Here is a 16,104-nt window from a genome sequence, read left to right as displayed (position 1 = left end):
GCGGGGGCGCTGCCCCCGCACCCCCGCAACCGCGCTCCGCGCGGCTGTCCTCAAACGCCGGACGGGCTGACCAGTCAGCCCGTCCGGCGTTTGAGGACAAGGGGGTCTGGGGCGTCAGCCCCAGGAAGCGGCGAAGTGGGGGTCCCCCCTCTGGGGGAGGGACCGGGGCGAACCCCTACCCGTACATCCGCCGCATCGCGAAGTCCACCATCTGCTCGACCGCCTTCGCGTCGAACACCATCCGGTGGTCCCCCTCCATGTCGAGCACGAACCCGTACCCCGTCGGCAGCAGATCGATCACCTCCGCCCCGGTGATGACGAAGTACTTCGACTCCTTGCCCGCGTAGCGCCGCAGCTCCTTCAGGGAGGTGAACATCGGGATCACCGGGTGCTGGGTGTTGTGCAGGGCGAGGAAGCCGGGGTTCTCGCCGCGGGGGCAGTAGACCTTGGAGTTGGCGAAGATCACCTGGAAGTCCTCGGCGGACATCGAGCCGGTGGTGAAGGCCCGTACCGCGTCGGCGAGCGACGGCGGGGACGGCTCGGGGTAGAGCGGCTGCTCGCCGTAGCCGCCGGGCTGCTGCGGCGGCGCGTAGCCCTGTTGTCCCACGTTCTGGTCGTAGCCGTACATGGGCCAAAGCGTAACCAGTCACAGTTGGCCCAACAGGGGTTGCTTCTTATTACCGGTGGGTAGCATCATGCAGATTACTGATCGGTACGCACTCGGTAAGCACGAGGAACGCCCTCCCGTCACCCCTTACGGAGCCGTTGTCATGGGCCACTACAAGTCGAATCTCCGCGACATCGAGTTCAACCTCTTCGAGGTGCTCGGCCGCGACAAGCTGTACGGCACCGGCCCGTTCGCGGAGATGGACGTCGAGACCGCCAAGGACATCCTGTCGGAGATCGCCCGCCTCTCGGAGAACGAGCTGGCCGCGTCCTACGCCGACACCGACCGGAACCCGCCGGTCTTCGACCCCGAGACCAACACCGCGCCCGTCCCGGACACCTTCAAGAAGAGCTACCAGGCGTACATGGACGCCGAGTGGTGGCGCCTGGGCATCCCGGAGGAGATCGGCGGCACGGTCGCGCCGCGCAGCCTCCTGTGGGGCTTCGCGGAGACGATCCTCGGCTCCAACCCGGCCGTCTGGATGTACTCCTCGGGCCCGGCCTTCGCGGGTGTGCTGTTCGCGGAGGGCACCGAGCAGCAGAAGCACATCGCGAAGATCGCGGTCGAGAAGCAGTGGGGCTCGACCATGGTCCTCACCGAGCCGGACGCCGGTTCGGACGTGGGCGCCGGCCGCACCAAGGCGGTGCGGCAGGAGGACGGCTCCTGGCACATCACCGGCGTGAAGCGGTTCATCACGTCGGGTGAGCACGACATGGCCGACAACATCCTCCACTACGTGCTGGCCCGCCCCGAGGGCGCCGGTCCGGGCACCAAGGGCCTGTCGCTCTTCCTCGTGCCCAAGTACGAGTTCGACTTCGAGACCGGTGAGCTGGGCGACCGCAACGGCGTCTACGCCACCAACGTCGAGCACAAGATGGGCCTCAAGGCGTCCAACACCTGCGAGATGACCTTCGGCGACAAGCACCCCGCCAAGGGCTGGCTCATCGGCGAGAAGCACGACGGCATCCGCCAGATGTTCATGATCATCGAGTTCGCGCGGATGATGGTCGGCACGAAGGCCATCGCCACCCTCTCCACCGGCTACCTGAACGCCCTGGAGTACGCCAAGGAGCGCGTGCAGGGTCCCGACCTGGCCAACTTCATGGACAAGACGGCCCCCAAGGTCACCATCACGCACCACCCGGACGTGCGCCGCTCGCTGATGACGCAGAAGGCGTACGCGGAGGGCATGCGCGCCCTCGTCCTCTACACGGCCGCGGTCCAGGACGAGATCATGGTCAAGGAGGCCGCCGGCGAGGACACCAAGGCGCTGAACGGCCTCAACGACCTGCTGCTGCCGATCGTCAAGGGCTACGGATCCGAGAAGTCGTACGAGCAGCTGGCGCAGTCGCTCCAGACGTTCGGCGGCTCCGGGTACCTCCAGGAGTACCCGATCGAGCAGTACATCCGCGACGCCAAGATCGACACCCTCTACGAGGGCACCACCGCCATCCAGGGCCAGGACTTCTTCTTCCGGAAGATCGTCCGCGACCAGGGCCAGGCGCTGACCACCCTCTCCGAGGAGATCAAGAAGTTCCTCGCCGAGGCCGCCGGCGGCGAGGAGCTGGCCGCCGCCCGCGAGCAGCTCGCCAAGGCCGCCGGTGAGCTGGAGGCGATCGTCGGCACCATGCTGACCGACCTCGCCGCCACCGAGAAGGACGTCAAGTCCATCTACAAGGTCGGCCTCAACACCACCCGCCTGCTGATGGCCTCCGGTGACGTCGTCGTCGGCTACCTGCTCCTCCGCGGCGCGGCCGTCGCCGCCGAGAAACTGCCGGCCGCCGCCGCCAAGGACAAGGCGTTCTACACCGGCAAGATCGCCGCCGCGAAGTTCTTCGCCGCGAACGTCCTGCCGGGCGTCTCGGTCGAGCGCACCCTCGCCGAGAACGTCGACCAGTCGCTGATGGAGCTGGACGAGGCCGCGTTCTAACCGTCCGACGGCCCCTCGCCTCTTGACGCACGAGGCCCGCTCCGCGCCGGAGCGGGCCTCCGCGCGTTCCCGCCGCACCCCTTGCCGCGCTCCTTATCCTGAGGCCATGAGCACTGCGCACCGCTTCGACCGCGGCCATACCGACGACCTCATGTCCTTCCTGGCGGCGAGCCCCTCGCCGTACCACGCGGTGGCCAACGCCGCGGCCCGGCTGGAGAAGGCGGGTTTCCGGCAGCTCGCGGAGACCGACGCGTGGGACGCGTCGGCGGGCGGCAAGTTCGTCATCCGCGGCGGTGCGCTCATCGCCTGGTACGTGCCCGACGGCGCGACGGCCGCCACCCCCTTCCGCATCATCGGCGCGCACACCGACTCCCCCAACCTGCGCGTCAAGCCGCGGCCCGACACCGGCGCGCACGGCTGGCGCCAGATCGCCGTCGAGATCTACGGCGGCACCCTGCTCAACACCTGGCTCGACCGCGACCTGGGCCTCTCCGGGCGGATCACACTGCGCGGCGGCGAGCACCGGCTCGTCCACGTCGACCGCGCGCTGCTGCGCGTCCCACAGCTCGCCATCCACCTGGACCGCGCCGTCAACGACGGCCTGACGCTGGACCGGCAGCGGCACATGACCCCGCTGTGGGGCCTGGGCGACGTCCACGAGGGCGACCTCGTCCGCTTCGTCGCCGAGGAGGCGGGCGTCGGCGCCGACGAGATCACCGGCTGGGACCTGATGACGCACAGCGTCGAACCCCCGGCGTACCTCGGCCGCGACCGCGAACTCCTCGCCGGGCCGCGGATGGACAACCTCGTCTCCGTCCACGCCGGCACCGCCGCCCTGACCGCCGCCGTCACCTCCGAATCGCTGCCGTACATCCCCGTCCTCGCCGCGTTCGACCACGAGGAGAACGGCAGCCAGTCCGACACCGGCGCCGAGGGCCCACTGCTCGGAAACGTCCTGGAACGCTCGGTGTTCGCGCGCGGCGGGGCGTACGAGGACCGGGCGCGCGCCTTCGCCGGCACCATCTGCTTCTCCTCCGACACCGGCCACGCCGTGCACCCCAACTACGCGGAGCGGCACGAGCCCGGCCACCACCCCGTCGCCAACGGCGGCCCCATCCTCAAGACCAACGCCAACCAGCGCTACGCGACGGACGGCGGCGGGCGGGCCGCGTTCACCGAGGCATGCGAACGGGCCGGCGTGCCCTGGCAGCACTTCGTCTCCAACAACTCCGTCCCCTGCGGCAGCACCATCGGCCCGATCACCGCCGCCCGGCACGGCATCGCCACCGTCGACATAGGCATCGCTATCCTCTCCATGCACTCCGCCCGCGAACTCTGCGGCGCGGACGACCCGCATCTGCTCGCCTCGGTGCTCACCGCCTTCGTGGCGGGCTGACACCCCGTCGGGGTCTGGCTGCGAACCGGCGGTTCCCGCGGGCGGGTTGGGCGGCGCACCACCGATCCACCACATCCCACCCGGGGGAACCCATGACCCACCGCCTCCTGCGGACCACCGCCGTCGCCCTCACCGCCGCGGCCGCCCTGACCCTCACCGCCTGCGGCGGGGGCGGTGGTGGCGGCGGCAAGGGTGACGGTGACGGCAAGAGCGACAAGTCGGCGGCTACGGCCTCCGACGCGCCGCCCGGCGCCGCGGGCGAGGACAGCGCGGGCAAGGGCGCCAAGAAGGGCGACGCCTGCGCGCCCGCCGATGTGAAGGTCGAGGCCCGCCCGGCGAAGAAGCCGGCCGGCGCGCTGCTCCTCGTCGCCACCGCGAAGAAGGAGTGCACCGCCTACGGCTTCCCCTTCCTCCGCTTCGACAAGGACCAGGCGACCGCCGACATGGACGCCGCCAGCAAGCCGAAGGAGCCGGTCCGGCTGGCCGCCGGGAAGGCCGCGTACGCCGGCGTCCGGCCCACCTCCCCCGACGGCGGGACGGCCCGCGAGGCCAAGGAACTGTCCGTCGGCCTCCAGGCGGCGAACGGGGATCCGGTGGAGGGCGGCGAGGTACCGGCGGCGCTGCCGGGCGGGAAGCTGCGGATTGACGATTCGGTGCGGACGTCGTACTGGGTGGCGAGCGAGGGCGCTGCGCTGGGCGGGTGAGGGGTGCCCCAGTCCCGCCCCTTCACCGATTCCTGGGGCTGCGCCCCAGACCCCCTTTCGCGGCTTCGCCGCTCGTCCTCAAACTCCCCCAGAGGGGGTACCCCCAACGGGCTGAATCGTGCGCCCGGGCACGCTATCCAGCCCGTCCGGCGTTTGAGGACAACCGCGCGGAGCGCGGTTTCGGGGGGCGCGGGGGCGGAGCCCCCGCACGAAATGGTGAAAGGGCGGGACCGGGGCACATCCCCTCCCCACCCGGGGGTAGGCGCGTCGATGAACGGCCGACCGCTCCCGGAAGGAGACACCCCATGGGCATGGGATGGTGCATCGGCCTGATCGCGACAGGAGCGATCCTGACCTTCGCGGTCGACTGGCACATGGAAGGCGTCAACCTCACCCTCGCCGGCCTGATCCTCATGGCAGCCGGCCTCATCGGTCTCAACGCGTACGTCGCCGTCTTCAAGCGCCGCCGCACGCAGCCGCCCCCGCCGGCGGCGCCGGTGGTCGAGGAGGACCACCGGTTCGTCCGCTGACCCCCGACCGAGCAATCAGGCGTCGAGCCCGGCCAGGACCAGCGGCAGCCGGTCCGCCCCGCCGGGGACGACGCGAACCGGAACACCCCAGTCCTGCTGGTGGACATGGCAGGCGGGGTACTCGTTGGCGGGGTCGTCGTCGCAGGACGCGGCCATCGCCGAGACGTGCAGCACGCCCTCCCCGACGCCGTCCGCGAGAACGACGCGCCGGGCGAGGTCCGTGCCCGCGCCGGCGCCCTCGGCGAGCAGCTCCGGGGGCGTGGCGCTGACCAGCAGCCGTGTGGACGGCCCGTACCGGGTGTCCAGCTTCTGGCCGGCCGGCGCGTGGAAGACGACGTCGAGCAGCAGTTCGCCGGGCGCGACCTCGGTCGCCTCGCGCCGGGTGCGGTGGGCCACGGACTCGACGCGTACCGCCTCCTCCGGCAGCCGCAGCCGCGTCAGCCGGTGCCGGGCGGACTCCACGACGACGATGTCGTCGCCGTCGAGGACCGCGCCGGACGGCTCGCGCAGGTCGGTCGCCAGGGTGGTGACCTGGCCGGTCGCCGGGTCGTAGCGGCGGAGGGCGTGGTTGTAGGTGTCGGCGACGGCGACCGAGCCGTCGGGCAGGGCGGTGACGCCGAGCGGGTGCTGGAACAGGGCCTGCGCCGCGTCGCCGTCCCGGTGCCCGAAGTCGAACAGGCCGGTGCCGACGGCGGTGCGGACCGCGAAGCCGTCGCCGTCGCGCTCGACGTAACGCAGCGCGGACGTCTCCGAGTCCGCGACCCACAGCCGGTCCTCCGCGGCGGCCAGCCCGGACGGCTGGGCGAACCACGCCTCCCCGGCGGGCCCGTCGACCAGGCCCTCGTTGGTGGTGCCGGCCGCGACGCCGACGGTGCCGGCGGCCGGGTCGTAGGCCCACAGCTGGTGCACGCCGGCCATGGCGATCCAGAGCCGGTCCGCGAACCAGGCCAGGTCCCACGGCGAGGACAGGGCGACCTCGCGCGCCGGCCCGGCGGTGTCCGCGCCCTGCCACCACTGGCGGCCGGTGCCGGCCAGCGTGCCGACCACGTGGGTCTCCGGGTCGTAGACGCGCAGCGCGTGGTTGACGGTGTCGGCGACGGCCACCCGCCCGTCGGGCAGCAGCGCGAGCCCCTGCGGCTCGCTGAACCGCGCCGGGCTGTCGCTGAACCCGCGCTCCCCCGTGCCGATCCGCCGGACGACGGTCTCGCCGTCCGCGGCGAGCTCGACGAGCTGGTGCCGGGTGGTGTCCGAGACCAGGTAGCCGCCCCCGGGCAGGGCCAGCGCCTTCCCCGGGAACCGCAGCTCCCCCGCGACCGGCTCGGGGGCCACGTACGGGGTGTCGCCGCGCCGCAGCGTCCCCTTCGCCTCGTGCTCCGCCTCCAGCTCGGTGACCAGCGCCTCCAGGGCGTGCGCGTGCCCCTCGCCCGCGTGCTGCGCCACGACGTACCCCTCGGGGTCGACGACGACGAGCGTGGGCCAGGCCCGGACGGCGTACTGCTTCCAGGTGGCGAGCTCGGGGTCGTCCAGGACGGGGTGGTGGACCCCGTACCGCTCGACGGCGTCGACGACGGCCTGGTGCTCGGCCTCGTGGACGAACTTCGGCGAGTGCACCCCGATGATCACCGTGGTGTCCCGGTGCTTCTCCTCCAGCTCCCGGAGCTCGTCCAGGACGTGCAGGCAGTTCACACAGCAAAAGGTCCAAAAATCCAAGATCACGATCCGGCCCCGCAGCGCGGCCAGGGAGAGCTCCTCGCCCCCCGTGTTCAGCCAGCCACCGGCACCGACGAGCTCGGGGGCACGGACACGGGGGCGGCGGGGGGCGGGCGAAGCGGCGTTCATGGTTCAAGGGTGCCATCCGCTTGTGAACGCGGGATCACAGGCACCTGACGCGGGCCGGGCGGTCGGCCCGCCCCTCAGACGCGGGAGCGCCCGTGCGCGGCCGCCGGGACTCAGCTGAGGCCGATCCCGGCCTGCGCCTTGATCGTGGCCACGGCGTCACCGGTGAGCCACCGGAGCGGCACGACGGTCCAGCGGTATGTCGGCGATCCACCAGGTCTCGGCCGCCGCACGGAACCCGGAGCCGTCACGCCGGCCTGTGCGGGACCTGCGCGAGGTGTTCCCTCCACCCTTGAGGTAGTCGGCGGCCTCGCGGCGAACGGCGTCGGCCTCGTCCTGAAAGCCTTGGACACGGGCCCATTGGGCGCGCCCCATCGCGCCGTTGACAGCGCTGCGGTACCGGCCGCAGATCCCGCACTCGTCACGGGTCGGATACATGGGCGGGCCACTGGTGTGCGGCACGGCGGGCGCGCGCTCCAGGGCGGCCGGTGGTGCATTTCCTCGCTTGGCCATGCCGGTGATCCTCCTGCCGGAGGAGTGTGCCGACTAGCGGCCCCGTGTAGGCCGGGTGTCGGCCAGACTGAGGGCATGACGGGAAACGTCGCGGCCAACATCAGGCGGTTCCGTGATCAGCGCGGATGGAGTCAGGCGCGGTTGGCACGCGAGGTGTGCCGCGTCGCCGGTGTTCAGGGGCAGCCGGTCGGACGGCAGGAAGTCAGCAGGTGGGAAACGGGAAAGCGGACGCCCCGCGAGTGGTTGCCCTTTATCTCCACGGCTCTTGGGGTGCCTGTGGAAGCGCTCCGGGCGTCGCGCGAGCCTGTTGAGCCGCCCCCGCCGTCGCTGACCGACTACTTGCCCGAGGGCGATCCGCTCGCCCCGCTCGGCGCTCGCGAAGGGCGACGCGTCGGTGTGACCACCGTGGCCGACTTACAGCGGCGCGTCCACGGGCTCAGGCTCGCCGACGATGTGATCTCCGGGGGCGACTTGCTGCGCCCCGCACTGCGCGAGTTCGGCGCCGCCGTACGGCTGTTCAGGGAAGGGACCCACACGGAGGCCGTGGGCCGATCGCTGCTGCGGGTCATCGGGGAGTTGGCACAGATCGCCGGATGGATCGCGAGTGACGCCGGCCGGCACGCGGAAGCCGAGCGGATCTACCGGCTGGGCCTGTCGGCAGCGCATACGGCGGAGGACGCGACGCTGGCGGGCAACGTGCTGGGCTCGCTGGCCTACCAGCGCACGAACACGGGGGACGTACAGGAAGGGCTCGGCATGGCCCGCGCGGCCCTGGAGAACGCCCGCGCGGCACCACCACGAGCGCGCGCCCTGTACCTGGACCGTGTGGCATGGGCGCATGCCAAAGCCGGGGAGGACCAGGCGGCCATCAGGGCCGTCAACGAAGCGGGCGAAGCACTGGCGGGCCATGGTGGGGAGGACGAACCCGGCTATCTCTACTGGGTGGACGCCGGGGAGCTGCGGATCATGGAAGCCCGCGTCTACACGGAGCTGCGTCGTCCGCTTCGAGCCGTCCCGGTGCTCCGGGACGTCCTCGGCCGCTACGACGCGACGCACACGCGCGAACTCGCGCTCTACCTGTCGTGGCTGGCCGTCGCACTGACCGACGCCAACGAGCCGGAGGAGGCGGCGGCGACGGCGGAGCGGGTCATAACGCTGTCCGCGAGCCTGGCCAGTGACAGGACGGCGCGGCGCACCCAGGTCGTACTCTCGCGTCTGGAGCGGTTCCGCGAGGTCCCGGAGGTGCGTGCGCTCCTCGGCAGTACCGGTGCCCTCCCGGGCGGAGGCGCGGCACGACGGTCCAGCGGTCGCCCTTGCGCATGATCACGGCGTTGCCGTCCTTGGTGCGCCCGATGTGTACGAACCCGTGGTCGCGTCGCAGGTCCTTCGCCAGGTGCTCGCCGTGGATCATGCGCTGCTTCCCTTCGCGCTCCCCATCGTCGGCCATGCCGCCATAGACGTCTCATCGGCCCCCGGCTTCATCAGCGCCACCGCTCGTGAGGCATCCGAAGGTGGTCATCCCGGTTGGTCCGGTAGTTACCCAGCTCTTTCGCCAGGCGCGCACGCTCCCACCGGTCCGGGGCGTCGCGCATCCGTCGCTCCGTCTTGGCGATCACGTCATCCCACCAGGCGCACCCTTCGCAGACTCCCTCGCTCATCGGCGCCCCTCGCGGTTCTGCCGGATCACCCGGGCGCGCAGCCGGTCCATGGCATCGGCCCGGCGGTACCTCGCCGGGCGCCACGTGCGTCCGCCCGCCACGGGCCGGAGGGTGGGCCGCCGGGTGTCGCAATCCCAGCCGACCACCACGCCGAGCTCATCCCGGTCGGTGTCCAGGACCAATTCGAGCAGCTGGGGGATCCAGTCAGCCACGGTGCGCCTCCGCGTGCTTCAGGCTGTCCCGGCGCAGCAGCTCCGCGCGGGCCCAGTCGCCCGAGCGTTCTGCGGCGTGCCGGGCGTCGGTGATCCGGGTGCACTCGGCGCACGGAGCGTGCGGGTTGGGAACGAGGGCTCGCCTGGGTGACATGTGCGTCACGCGTCGCCCCCTCGGGTGATCGCGTCAGGCTTGGCCATGGCTGTCCCCCTCTTCGGGTAGTCCGCGTCCCGGGCCGTCACCCGAGCCCGCGGGTCCTGCTTCCGGCTCTCAAGATCTCGCCACGTGCGCTGCGCGCGCAGGGGCATCGATAGGGGCAAGTACGGCTCGAACACCGGTTCTTGGGCCCCGAGGGGGCAGCTATGAGGGCAGGATGGGTCCATGGCCATCGGCGCATTGATCAGAGACCTGCGAGAGGCGCGAGGCTGGTCGCAAGGACGGCTGGCGGACGAGATCAACAGCGCCTTCGGAACGACGCTGGGCCGGGAGTACGTCAGCCGTTGGGAACGCTCCAAGGTGTCCCCCGGGGCGTTCTACCTCCGATGCCTGTCGGCCGTCCTGGACGTTCCCCTAGCAGTGCTTGAGGGCGAGATGAGACGTCGTACGTTCCTGTCCGATGCGGCGGCCACCGCCATAGCGCCGATTGTCGCTTCGGATTTGCTGAGCGCCGGGTTCGCGGCCAGGCTCCATGGCGGCCCGTCCGTCGAAGAGTGGGAAAGCCGACTGGACGCCTACGGCACGGAATACATGAGCCTGGGTGCGTCGGACATCCAACGGCGTGTGGCCGGCGCATTGGTCTCGTTGCAGCAGCAGTTGGACCAGCCGCGATTGTGGGGCGTGGCCGCGCGGCTCATGACGCTCTACGCCAAGACGTTTCCCGGCTCCGACGGGTCCAGGACGGTTCAGTGGTACCGCATGGCAGCGGAAGCGGCGGACCGGTCGGGCGATGACGAGTCCCGGATCTGGGTCCGAGGGCGTGCCGCTATCGCCCTGGGGTACGAGGGCGCCGCTCTTGGTGTCGCCGACGTTCTGGCCGACCAGGCCATGGCGATATCGGCGAGCCCTTCGCTCGGCCTCCTCAACGCGGTCATGGGAAAGGCGCACGCGGCAGCGATCAGGGGGGACCGGGCGACAGCGCTCCACTTGGCGGACCAGGGGCGGCGCATCTTCGACAAGGCGGGATCACACGAGCAGACCAGCGACTACGCGGTGCCCTGGTGGCGTATGAACGTCTTCCTGTCCCTTCTCCTGGCCCGTCTGGGAGACGAACGCGGAGCCGTGGAAACCCAGGAATCGGCCCGCCGGGAACTCCCCGCGGAACTGCCCCGATTCGCTACACATCTGGAAATGCACCGGGGACTCATGCTGGCAAGGTCCGGGGACCCCTCGGGTGGAGCCGCCTACGCCCGGGCGGCTCTGGAAGCCCTGCCGCCGGAAAGGCATTCTTTGACGCTACGGCTGCTCATGGCGGAGATCGAGAAGTCATGACGGCCGACGGGTCTGAACCTCGTACCGGGACGAAGACGCGCACGGAGTTCTACGACGATCCCGACGCGCCACAGCCCAACAGCATGGTCGTGGCCGCCTCGGCCGTCGTCACCGACGGCCAAGGCCGCATCCTGCTGCAACGGCGCCGAGACAGCGGCCTCTGGGCGCTCCCGGGCGGCGGCATGGAGCTCGGGGATTCGCTGCCCGGGGCCGCCGTGCGGGAAGTCAAGGAAGAGACCGGGTTCGATGTGGAGATCACCGGGCTCGTCGGTACGTACACCGACCCCCGGCACGTCATCGCGTACAGCGACGGAGAGGTGAGGCGGCAGTTCAACGTCTGCTTCACCGCGCGGATCACGGGTGGGGAACCGGTGATCTCGGACGAGAGCACGGAGCTTCGGTTCGTGCGGGCGGACGAGCTGGACGCGCTTCCCATGCACCGCACACAGCGGCTGCGGCTCCGGCACTTTCTGGAGGAGCGGCCTTCGCCCTACTTGGGGTAGGCACGCGGCCCGCCGGACACGCGCTCGCCCCAGGTCCCGATGAGGGCGTTTGTCACCGCAGGGACCTCAAGACCGCCTGAGCGCGGCGAGCGTGGTCTTGGTGTCCTCGATAAGGGCGCTCTCCACCTTCGCGCCGGCGGCGTCGCCGTTCTTCTCCGCCTCGGAGCGGGGGCCGCCGGTGTATTTCACGACGTAGACCGCTCCGCCGTCCTGGACGCTCAGCGTGAAGAAGCGGGCGAACTCGAAGTTCGACTCCACGAGATAGGCCCGTTCCCCGAGATCCGGAATCTTCTTGACGCTGGTCTTGGCCTCCGGGACGTAGTCGGCGCCTTCCGCCTCCGCGACGAACGCGGGTCCCGGGTCGGCCTTTTTGTGGAGACTGAAGGAGGCGCTGAGCATGGTGGGGCGGTCGCCGTCCGATCCCTTGCGCTCCAGGTCCCGGTTGCATTCGCTGCGGTCCATGTTCGCGTGCCGGAGCGTGGCCGGTTTGGGGTCCTTGAGCGTGTAGAGGCGTTCGACCGCCTTGGTGGACTGTTCCTTGCAGAGGTCCACGCCGGTCCGGTACGCGCTGATGTCGGGGGCGGCCCCGTCCCCGTCGCCCCCGCCGGTCAGCGCCAGGGCGGCGCCCCACACGATCGACGCCGCCAGCGCGCCCGCCGCCGCGGCCGACCAGAACCGGCGGCCCGCGGTCCGGTTCGGTACGGGAAGGGTCGGCGGCAGCGGAGGGGCCGCCGCGGGGAGCGGCTCGTTCGGGGCGTACGGGTGCTGGTCGTTCATGGCCTGACCGTACATGGTCAGCCGCGACAGCAACCGGAATGGCAGGATCCGCTGGGGGGGTTAGCCCCTGGGGAGTTGGCTCCGCTACCGGCCCAGCACCCGGTTGCGCAGCGCCGGGAACTCCTCGCGCGTCCGCGCCACCCGGTCCATGTCCAGGTCGGCCGTGAGCACCTGCTCGTCCGGGCCGGCCTCCGCCAGGACCTCTCCCCAAGGGTCGATCACGAGGCTGTGGCCCGCCTGCTGTACGCCCGCGTGGGTGCCCGCCGTGCCGCAGGCCAGGACGTACGCCTGGTCCTCGACCGCGCGGGCGCGGGCCAGCAGCGTCCAGTGGGCGCGGCGGCGCTCGGGCCAGCCGGCCGGGATGACGAGGGTCTGGGCGCCGGCGTCGACCAGGGCCCGGAAGAGTTCGGGGAAGCGGAGGTCGTAGCAGGTGGCGAGGCCGAGGACGGTCTCCGGAAGGGGCGCGGTGACGATGTCGTGGCCCGCGCTCAGCAGAACGGCCTCGCCCCGGTCGAAGCCGAAGAGGTGGATCTTGCGGTAGGTGCGGGCGAGGGTGCCGTCGGGGGCGAAGAGGAGGGAGGTGTTGAACAGGGCGCCGTCCGGGTCCCGTTCGAGGATCGAGCCGGCGTGCAGCCAGACTCCGGCGTCCCGCGCGGCGGCCGACATCGCCGTCGCCGTGGGGCCGTTGAGCGGCTCGGAGCCGGTAGTGAAGGAGTCGAACGCGAAGGCGCCGACCGTCCAGAGCTCGGGGAGGACCACCAGGTCGCGGCCCCGCTGGGCGCGGACGAGGTCCGCCGCGCGCTGCCGCCGGGCGTCCGTCGTCTCGGCCGGGTCCACGGCGAGCTGGATCAGGGAGACGCGCACAGTACCACCACTCTCGGCCCGGGAAACCTCTGCCGTGCTGCCCGTGCGCAGCGTAACTTAACTGCTGAGACCCAGACAGCACTTGCCCCGTAACCATGCCGCCGAACGCACGCACCGCACGAGGGATCACGTGACCGTCCACCCCAGTCTGCAGCCCGCCATCGACGCCTGGACCCATTCCATCGAAGCGATCAACGAGTTGGTGAGACCGCTCGCCGAGGGCGACTGGAACCGGCCCACGGAGTGCCCGGGCTGGTCGGTGCGGGACGTCGTCTCGCACGTCATCGGGGTGGAGAGCGAGATGCTGGGCGAGCCCCGGCCGATCCACACGCTCCCCCGGGACCTGTTTCACGTCACCGACGAGTTCTCGCGGTACGTGGAGGTGCAGGTCGACGTCCGGCGCTGCCACACCGCGCTGGAGATGACGTCCGAACTGGAGTTGACGATCATCCGGCGGTCGCGGCAGCTGCGGAACGAGACGCGGTCGCCGGGCACGCCGGTGCGCTGGCCGCTGGGCGCGGGACCGGAGCGGACGCTCGAACACCAGCTGACCATGCGGGCCTTCGACGTGTGGGTGCACGAACAGGACCTGCGGCGGGCGCTGGGCGTGCCCGGCAACCTGGACGCGCCGGGCGCCCTGGTCGCCCGTGACGTGCTGCTGGCCGGGCTGCCGAAGGTGGTGGCCAAGGACGCGGGGGCGCCGCCCGGCAGCGCGGTGGCCGTGGACGTGCACGGGCCGGTGGAGTTCCTGCGGACCGTCCGGGTCGACGCGGACGGGCGGGGCACGCTCGACTCCAGCGTGTCGCTCGGGCCCGCGGTGACGCTCGCCATGGACTGGGAGACGTACCTCCGGCTGGCCTGCGGGCGGGTCCGGCCCGAGGGGGTGGCGGGCCGGGTCTCGGCGGAGGGCGATCCCCGGCTGGCGGAGGCGATCCTGCGGGCGTTCGCGGTGACGCCCTGACGCGCTCACGGGCCCCGCACCCCGTCACACCGGTACGTGCACCGTCTCCACCCGCGACGCCACCACCCGTTCCCGCTCCCGCCGCCGGACCCGGTCGCGCAGCCGCAGGATCTGGGCCAGGCCCACCGCCTGGACGGCGAAGAAGGTGGCGAAGGCGGCCCGGTAGTCGTCGCCGGTCGCGTCGAGGATGACGCCGATGGCCAGCAGGGTGGTGATGGACGCGGTGAAGCCGCCCATGTTGACGATGCCGGACGCCGTCCCCTGCCGCTCCGGCGGGTTGGCGGGCCGGGCGAAGTCGAAGCCGATCATGGAGGCCGGGCCGCAGGCGCCGAGGACCGCGCAGAGGGTGATCAGCAGCCACATGGGGGCGTGCGGTCCGGGCCAGGCCAGGGTGGCCGCCCAGAGGAGCGCGGTCGCGCCGATCGTGCCGAGGACGAGCGGCAGCCGGGCGGCGTGGTGCCGGGCGACGATCTGGCCGTAGACCAGGCCGACGGCCATGTTCACCAGGACGACGAGGGTGAGCAGCCGGCCCGCGGTCTCCCGGCTCAGCCCCTCGGCCTCGACGAGGAACGGCATGCCCCACAGCAGCAGGAAGACGATGGCCGGGAACTGCGTGGTGAAGTGCGCCCACATGCCCAGCCGGGTGCCGGGCTCCCGCCAGGCGCGGCCGATCTGCTGCCGGACGTAGCCGGCGCCCGGGTGCGGGGCGGGGGCCGGTGCGTACCCCTCCGGGTGGTCCCGGAGGAAGACCAGGAGCAGGACGAGGACGACGACACCGGCCGCCGCGCTGCCCCCGAAGGTCGCGGTCCAGCCGCGGGAGTGCAGCAGCGGGGCGAGGACGAGGGTCGAGACGAGGTTGCCGGCCATCCCGAACAGGGCCGCCACCTGGGCGACCATCGGCCCGTGCCGGGCGGGGAACCAGCGGGCGCCGAGCCGCAGGACGCTGATGAACGTCATCGCGTCGCCACAGCCGAGGAGGGCGCGGGCGGCGAGGGCCATCCCGTAGGAGTGGGAGAGCGCGAAGCAGAGCTGCCCGGCGGTGAAGAGGACGGCGCCGAGGGCGAGCACCTTCTTGGTGCCCATGCGGTCGACCATCAGGCCGACGGGTATCTGCATGCCCGCGTAGACGAGCAGTTGGAGTATGGAGAACGTGGACAGGGCCGAGGCGTTGATGTGGAACCGCTCGGCCGCGTCGATCCCGGCCACGCCGAGGCTGGTGCGGAAGACGATGGCGACGAAGTAGACGCCGACTCCGACGCCCCAGACCGCCGCCGCCCGCCGGCCGCCCGGCGGGTCCCCGGGCAGGCCCGGGCAGGGGGCGGTCATCGGTCGTTTCCCTGGGCGAGGGTGCGCACCCAGCTGACGTGCCGGTCGACGACGGCGATGGCCGCGGGCGCGTCCCCGGCCCGCAGGGCGTCCAGGATCTCGGCGTGTTCGGCGATGTTCTTGGCGATGCGGTCCGGGTGGGCGTGCATCGCGGCGACGCCCATCCGGAGCTGGCGGTCGCGGAGCTGGTCGTAGAGGCGGGACAGGATCTGGTTCCCGGCGCTGCGGACGATCTCCGCGTGGAAGGCGCGGTCGCTGACCGAGACGGCGGCGAGGTCGCCCTCGGCGGCCTGCCGGCGCATGTCCGCGAGCAGTTCCTCCAACCGGGTGATGAGGGCCGGTGGCGCGGGTACGGCCTTGGCCGCCGCGTGCTTCTCCACCAGCAGCCGGGTCTCCACCACATCCGCGATCTCCTGGGCGGACACGGCCAGCACGAGCGCCCCCTTCTTCGGGTAGAGCTTGAGCAGCCCCTCGCCCTCCAGCCGCAGCAGCGCCTCCCGTACGGGCGTCCGGGAGACCCCTACGGCCTCCGCGAGACCGCCCTCCGTGAGCAGCGTCCCACCGGCGTACCGCCGGTGCAGGACGCCGTCCTTGACATGGGCGTAGACGCGGTCGGCCGCGGCGGGCCGGGTGGCGGGCGCCATGGAGGGGGACGCAGCGGGGGTGGGAGGCATGCACACAGCATAGATACAAGACAGATGCCTTGATGAGGGGCTGTCCGCGATATGGACGGGGTGT

Annotated in this window: 17 protein-coding genes; 8 read left to right on the top strand and 9 right to left on the bottom strand. The window is 71.7% G+C overall.

Features of this window, described 5'->3' with window-relative positions; all coding sequences use genetic code 11:
* Positions 1-175 precede the first annotated feature (175 nt).
* On the bottom strand, positions 176-628 hold the full coding sequence (locus K7I03_RS16710; RefSeq protein WP_185940286.1) for an SseB family protein: 453 nt from the start codon (positions 626-628) through the stop codon (positions 176-178).
* Positions 629-770: 142 nt separating this feature from the next.
* Here K7I03_RS16710 and K7I03_RS16705 point away from each other — a divergent pair, with 142 nt between their 5' ends.
* From K7I03_RS16705 to K7I03_RS16690, 4 genes are all read left to right on the top strand, one after another.
* Positions 771-2,597 carry an acyl-CoA dehydrogenase gene (locus K7I03_RS16705; protein ID WP_185940287.1) on the top strand — a complete coding sequence of 609 codons (1,827 nt, stop codon included), beginning with the start codon at positions 771-773 and terminating at the stop codon, positions 2,595-2,597.
* A 106-nt stretch (positions 2,598-2,703) separates the two neighbouring features.
* Positions 2,704-3,993, top strand: coding sequence for a M18 family aminopeptidase (locus K7I03_RS16700; RefSeq protein ID WP_185940288.1), 1,290 nt, complete (start codon positions 2,704-2,706; stop codon positions 3,991-3,993).
* Between the two features lie 92 nt (positions 3,994-4,085).
* Complete coding sequence (locus K7I03_RS16695; RefSeq protein ID WP_185940289.1) at positions 4,086-4,697, top strand: DUF4232 domain-containing protein; 612 nt, start codon at positions 4,086-4,088, stop codon at positions 4,695-4,697.
* A gap of 305 nt (positions 4,698-5,002) precedes the next feature.
* The gene (locus tag K7I03_RS16690) at positions 5,003-5,227 is read left to right on the top strand and encodes a DUF6458 family protein (protein ID WP_185940290.1); all 225 of its coding nucleotides are present in this window, start codon (positions 5,003-5,005) and stop codon (positions 5,225-5,227) included.
* Between the two features lie 15 nt (positions 5,228-5,242).
* Here K7I03_RS16690 and K7I03_RS16685 read toward each other — a convergent pair whose 3' ends face one another.
* Entirely contained in the window at positions 5,243-7,066 is a 1,824-nt protein-coding gene (locus K7I03_RS16685) for an NHL domain-containing thioredoxin family protein (protein ID WP_185940291.1), read from the bottom strand.
* Positions 7,067-7,222: 156 nt separating this feature from the next.
* Entirely contained in the window at positions 7,223-7,576 is a 354-nt protein-coding gene (locus K7I03_RS16680) for a hypothetical protein (protein WP_185940292.1), read from the bottom strand.
* A 75-nt stretch (positions 7,577-7,651) separates the two neighbouring features.
* Between K7I03_RS16680 and K7I03_RS16675 the strand changes: the two genes are divergently transcribed.
* Positions 7,652-8,899, top strand: a complete 1,248-nt coding sequence (locus tag K7I03_RS16675; protein ID WP_185940293.1) for a helix-turn-helix transcriptional regulator — start codon at positions 7,652-7,654, stop codon at positions 8,897-8,899.
* A gap of 331 nt (positions 8,900-9,230) precedes the next feature.
* Here the strand turns inward: K7I03_RS16675 and K7I03_RS16670 are convergent, their stop codons facing one another.
* Together K7I03_RS16670 and K7I03_RS16665 are read right to left on the bottom strand one after the other, a co-directional pair.
* On the bottom strand, positions 9,231-9,446 hold the full coding sequence (locus K7I03_RS16670) for a hypothetical protein (protein WP_185940294.1): 216 nt from the start codon (positions 9,444-9,446) through the stop codon (positions 9,231-9,233).
* Positions 9,439-9,609 carry a hypothetical protein gene (locus K7I03_RS16665; protein WP_185940295.1) on the bottom strand — a complete coding sequence of 57 codons (171 nt, stop codon included), beginning with the start codon at positions 9,607-9,609 and terminating at the stop codon, positions 9,439-9,441. Before K7I03_RS16665 ends, K7I03_RS16670 begins: the two co-directional genes overlap by 8 nt.
* A 219-nt stretch (positions 9,610-9,828) precedes the next feature.
* Here K7I03_RS16665 and K7I03_RS16660 point away from each other — a divergent pair, with 219 nt between their 5' ends.
* Both K7I03_RS16660 and K7I03_RS16655 read left to right on the top strand, forming a co-directional pair.
* Positions 9,829-10,935 carry a helix-turn-helix domain-containing protein gene (locus tag K7I03_RS16660; protein WP_185940296.1) on the top strand — a complete coding sequence of 369 codons (1,107 nt, stop codon included), beginning with the start codon at positions 9,829-9,831 and terminating at the stop codon, positions 10,933-10,935.
* Positions 10,932-11,438: an NUDIX hydrolase gene (locus tag K7I03_RS16655; protein ID WP_185940297.1), complete on the top strand. Its 507-nt coding sequence runs from the start codon at positions 10,932-10,934 to the stop codon at positions 11,436-11,438. Before K7I03_RS16660 ends, K7I03_RS16655 begins: the two co-directional genes overlap by 4 nt.
* A gap of 66 nt (positions 11,439-11,504) precedes the next feature.
* On the opposite strand, the gene K7I03_RS16650 is transcribed toward K7I03_RS16655, so the two are convergent.
* Both K7I03_RS16650 and K7I03_RS16645 read right to left on the bottom strand, forming a co-directional pair.
* A complete protein-coding gene (locus K7I03_RS16650) occupies positions 11,505-12,215 on the bottom strand; it encodes a hypothetical protein (protein ID WP_185940298.1) in 711 nt (236 codons plus the stop codon).
* A gap of 84 nt (positions 12,216-12,299) precedes the next feature.
* Positions 12,300-13,079, bottom strand: coding sequence for a carbon-nitrogen family hydrolase (locus K7I03_RS16645; protein ID WP_185940299.1), 780 nt, complete (start codon positions 13,077-13,079; stop codon positions 12,300-12,302).
* Between the two features lie 130 nt (positions 13,080-13,209).
* Between K7I03_RS16645 and K7I03_RS16640 the strand changes: the two genes are divergently transcribed.
* Positions 13,210-14,040, top strand: coding sequence for a maleylpyruvate isomerase family mycothiol-dependent enzyme (locus tag K7I03_RS16640; protein ID WP_185940300.1), 831 nt, complete (start codon positions 13,210-13,212; stop codon positions 14,038-14,040).
* A 24-nt stretch (positions 14,041-14,064) separates the two neighbouring features.
* On the opposite strand, the gene K7I03_RS16635 is transcribed toward K7I03_RS16640, so the two are convergent.
* Both K7I03_RS16635 and K7I03_RS16630 read right to left on the bottom strand, forming a co-directional pair.
* Positions 14,065-15,366 (bottom strand): MFS transporter, encoded by a 1,302-nt coding sequence (locus K7I03_RS16635; RefSeq protein WP_185940301.1) that lies wholly within the window; start codon positions 15,364-15,366, stop codon positions 14,065-14,067.
* Positions 15,363-16,040 (bottom strand): GntR family transcriptional regulator, encoded by a 678-nt coding sequence (locus tag K7I03_RS16630; RefSeq protein WP_224347081.1) that lies wholly within the window; start codon positions 16,038-16,040, stop codon positions 15,363-15,365. The genes K7I03_RS16635 and K7I03_RS16630 overlap by 4 nt, the downstream gene beginning before the upstream one ends.
* Positions 16,041-16,104 lie beyond the last annotated feature (64 nt).

Origin of the sequence: Streptomyces mobaraensis, assembly GCF_020099395.1 — a bacterium.
In the GTDB taxonomy this organism is placed as follows: Bacteria; Actinomycetota; Actinomycetes; order Streptomycetales; family Streptomycetaceae; genus Streptomyces.
This window is presented reverse-complemented; position numbering and strand designations above follow the sequence as displayed.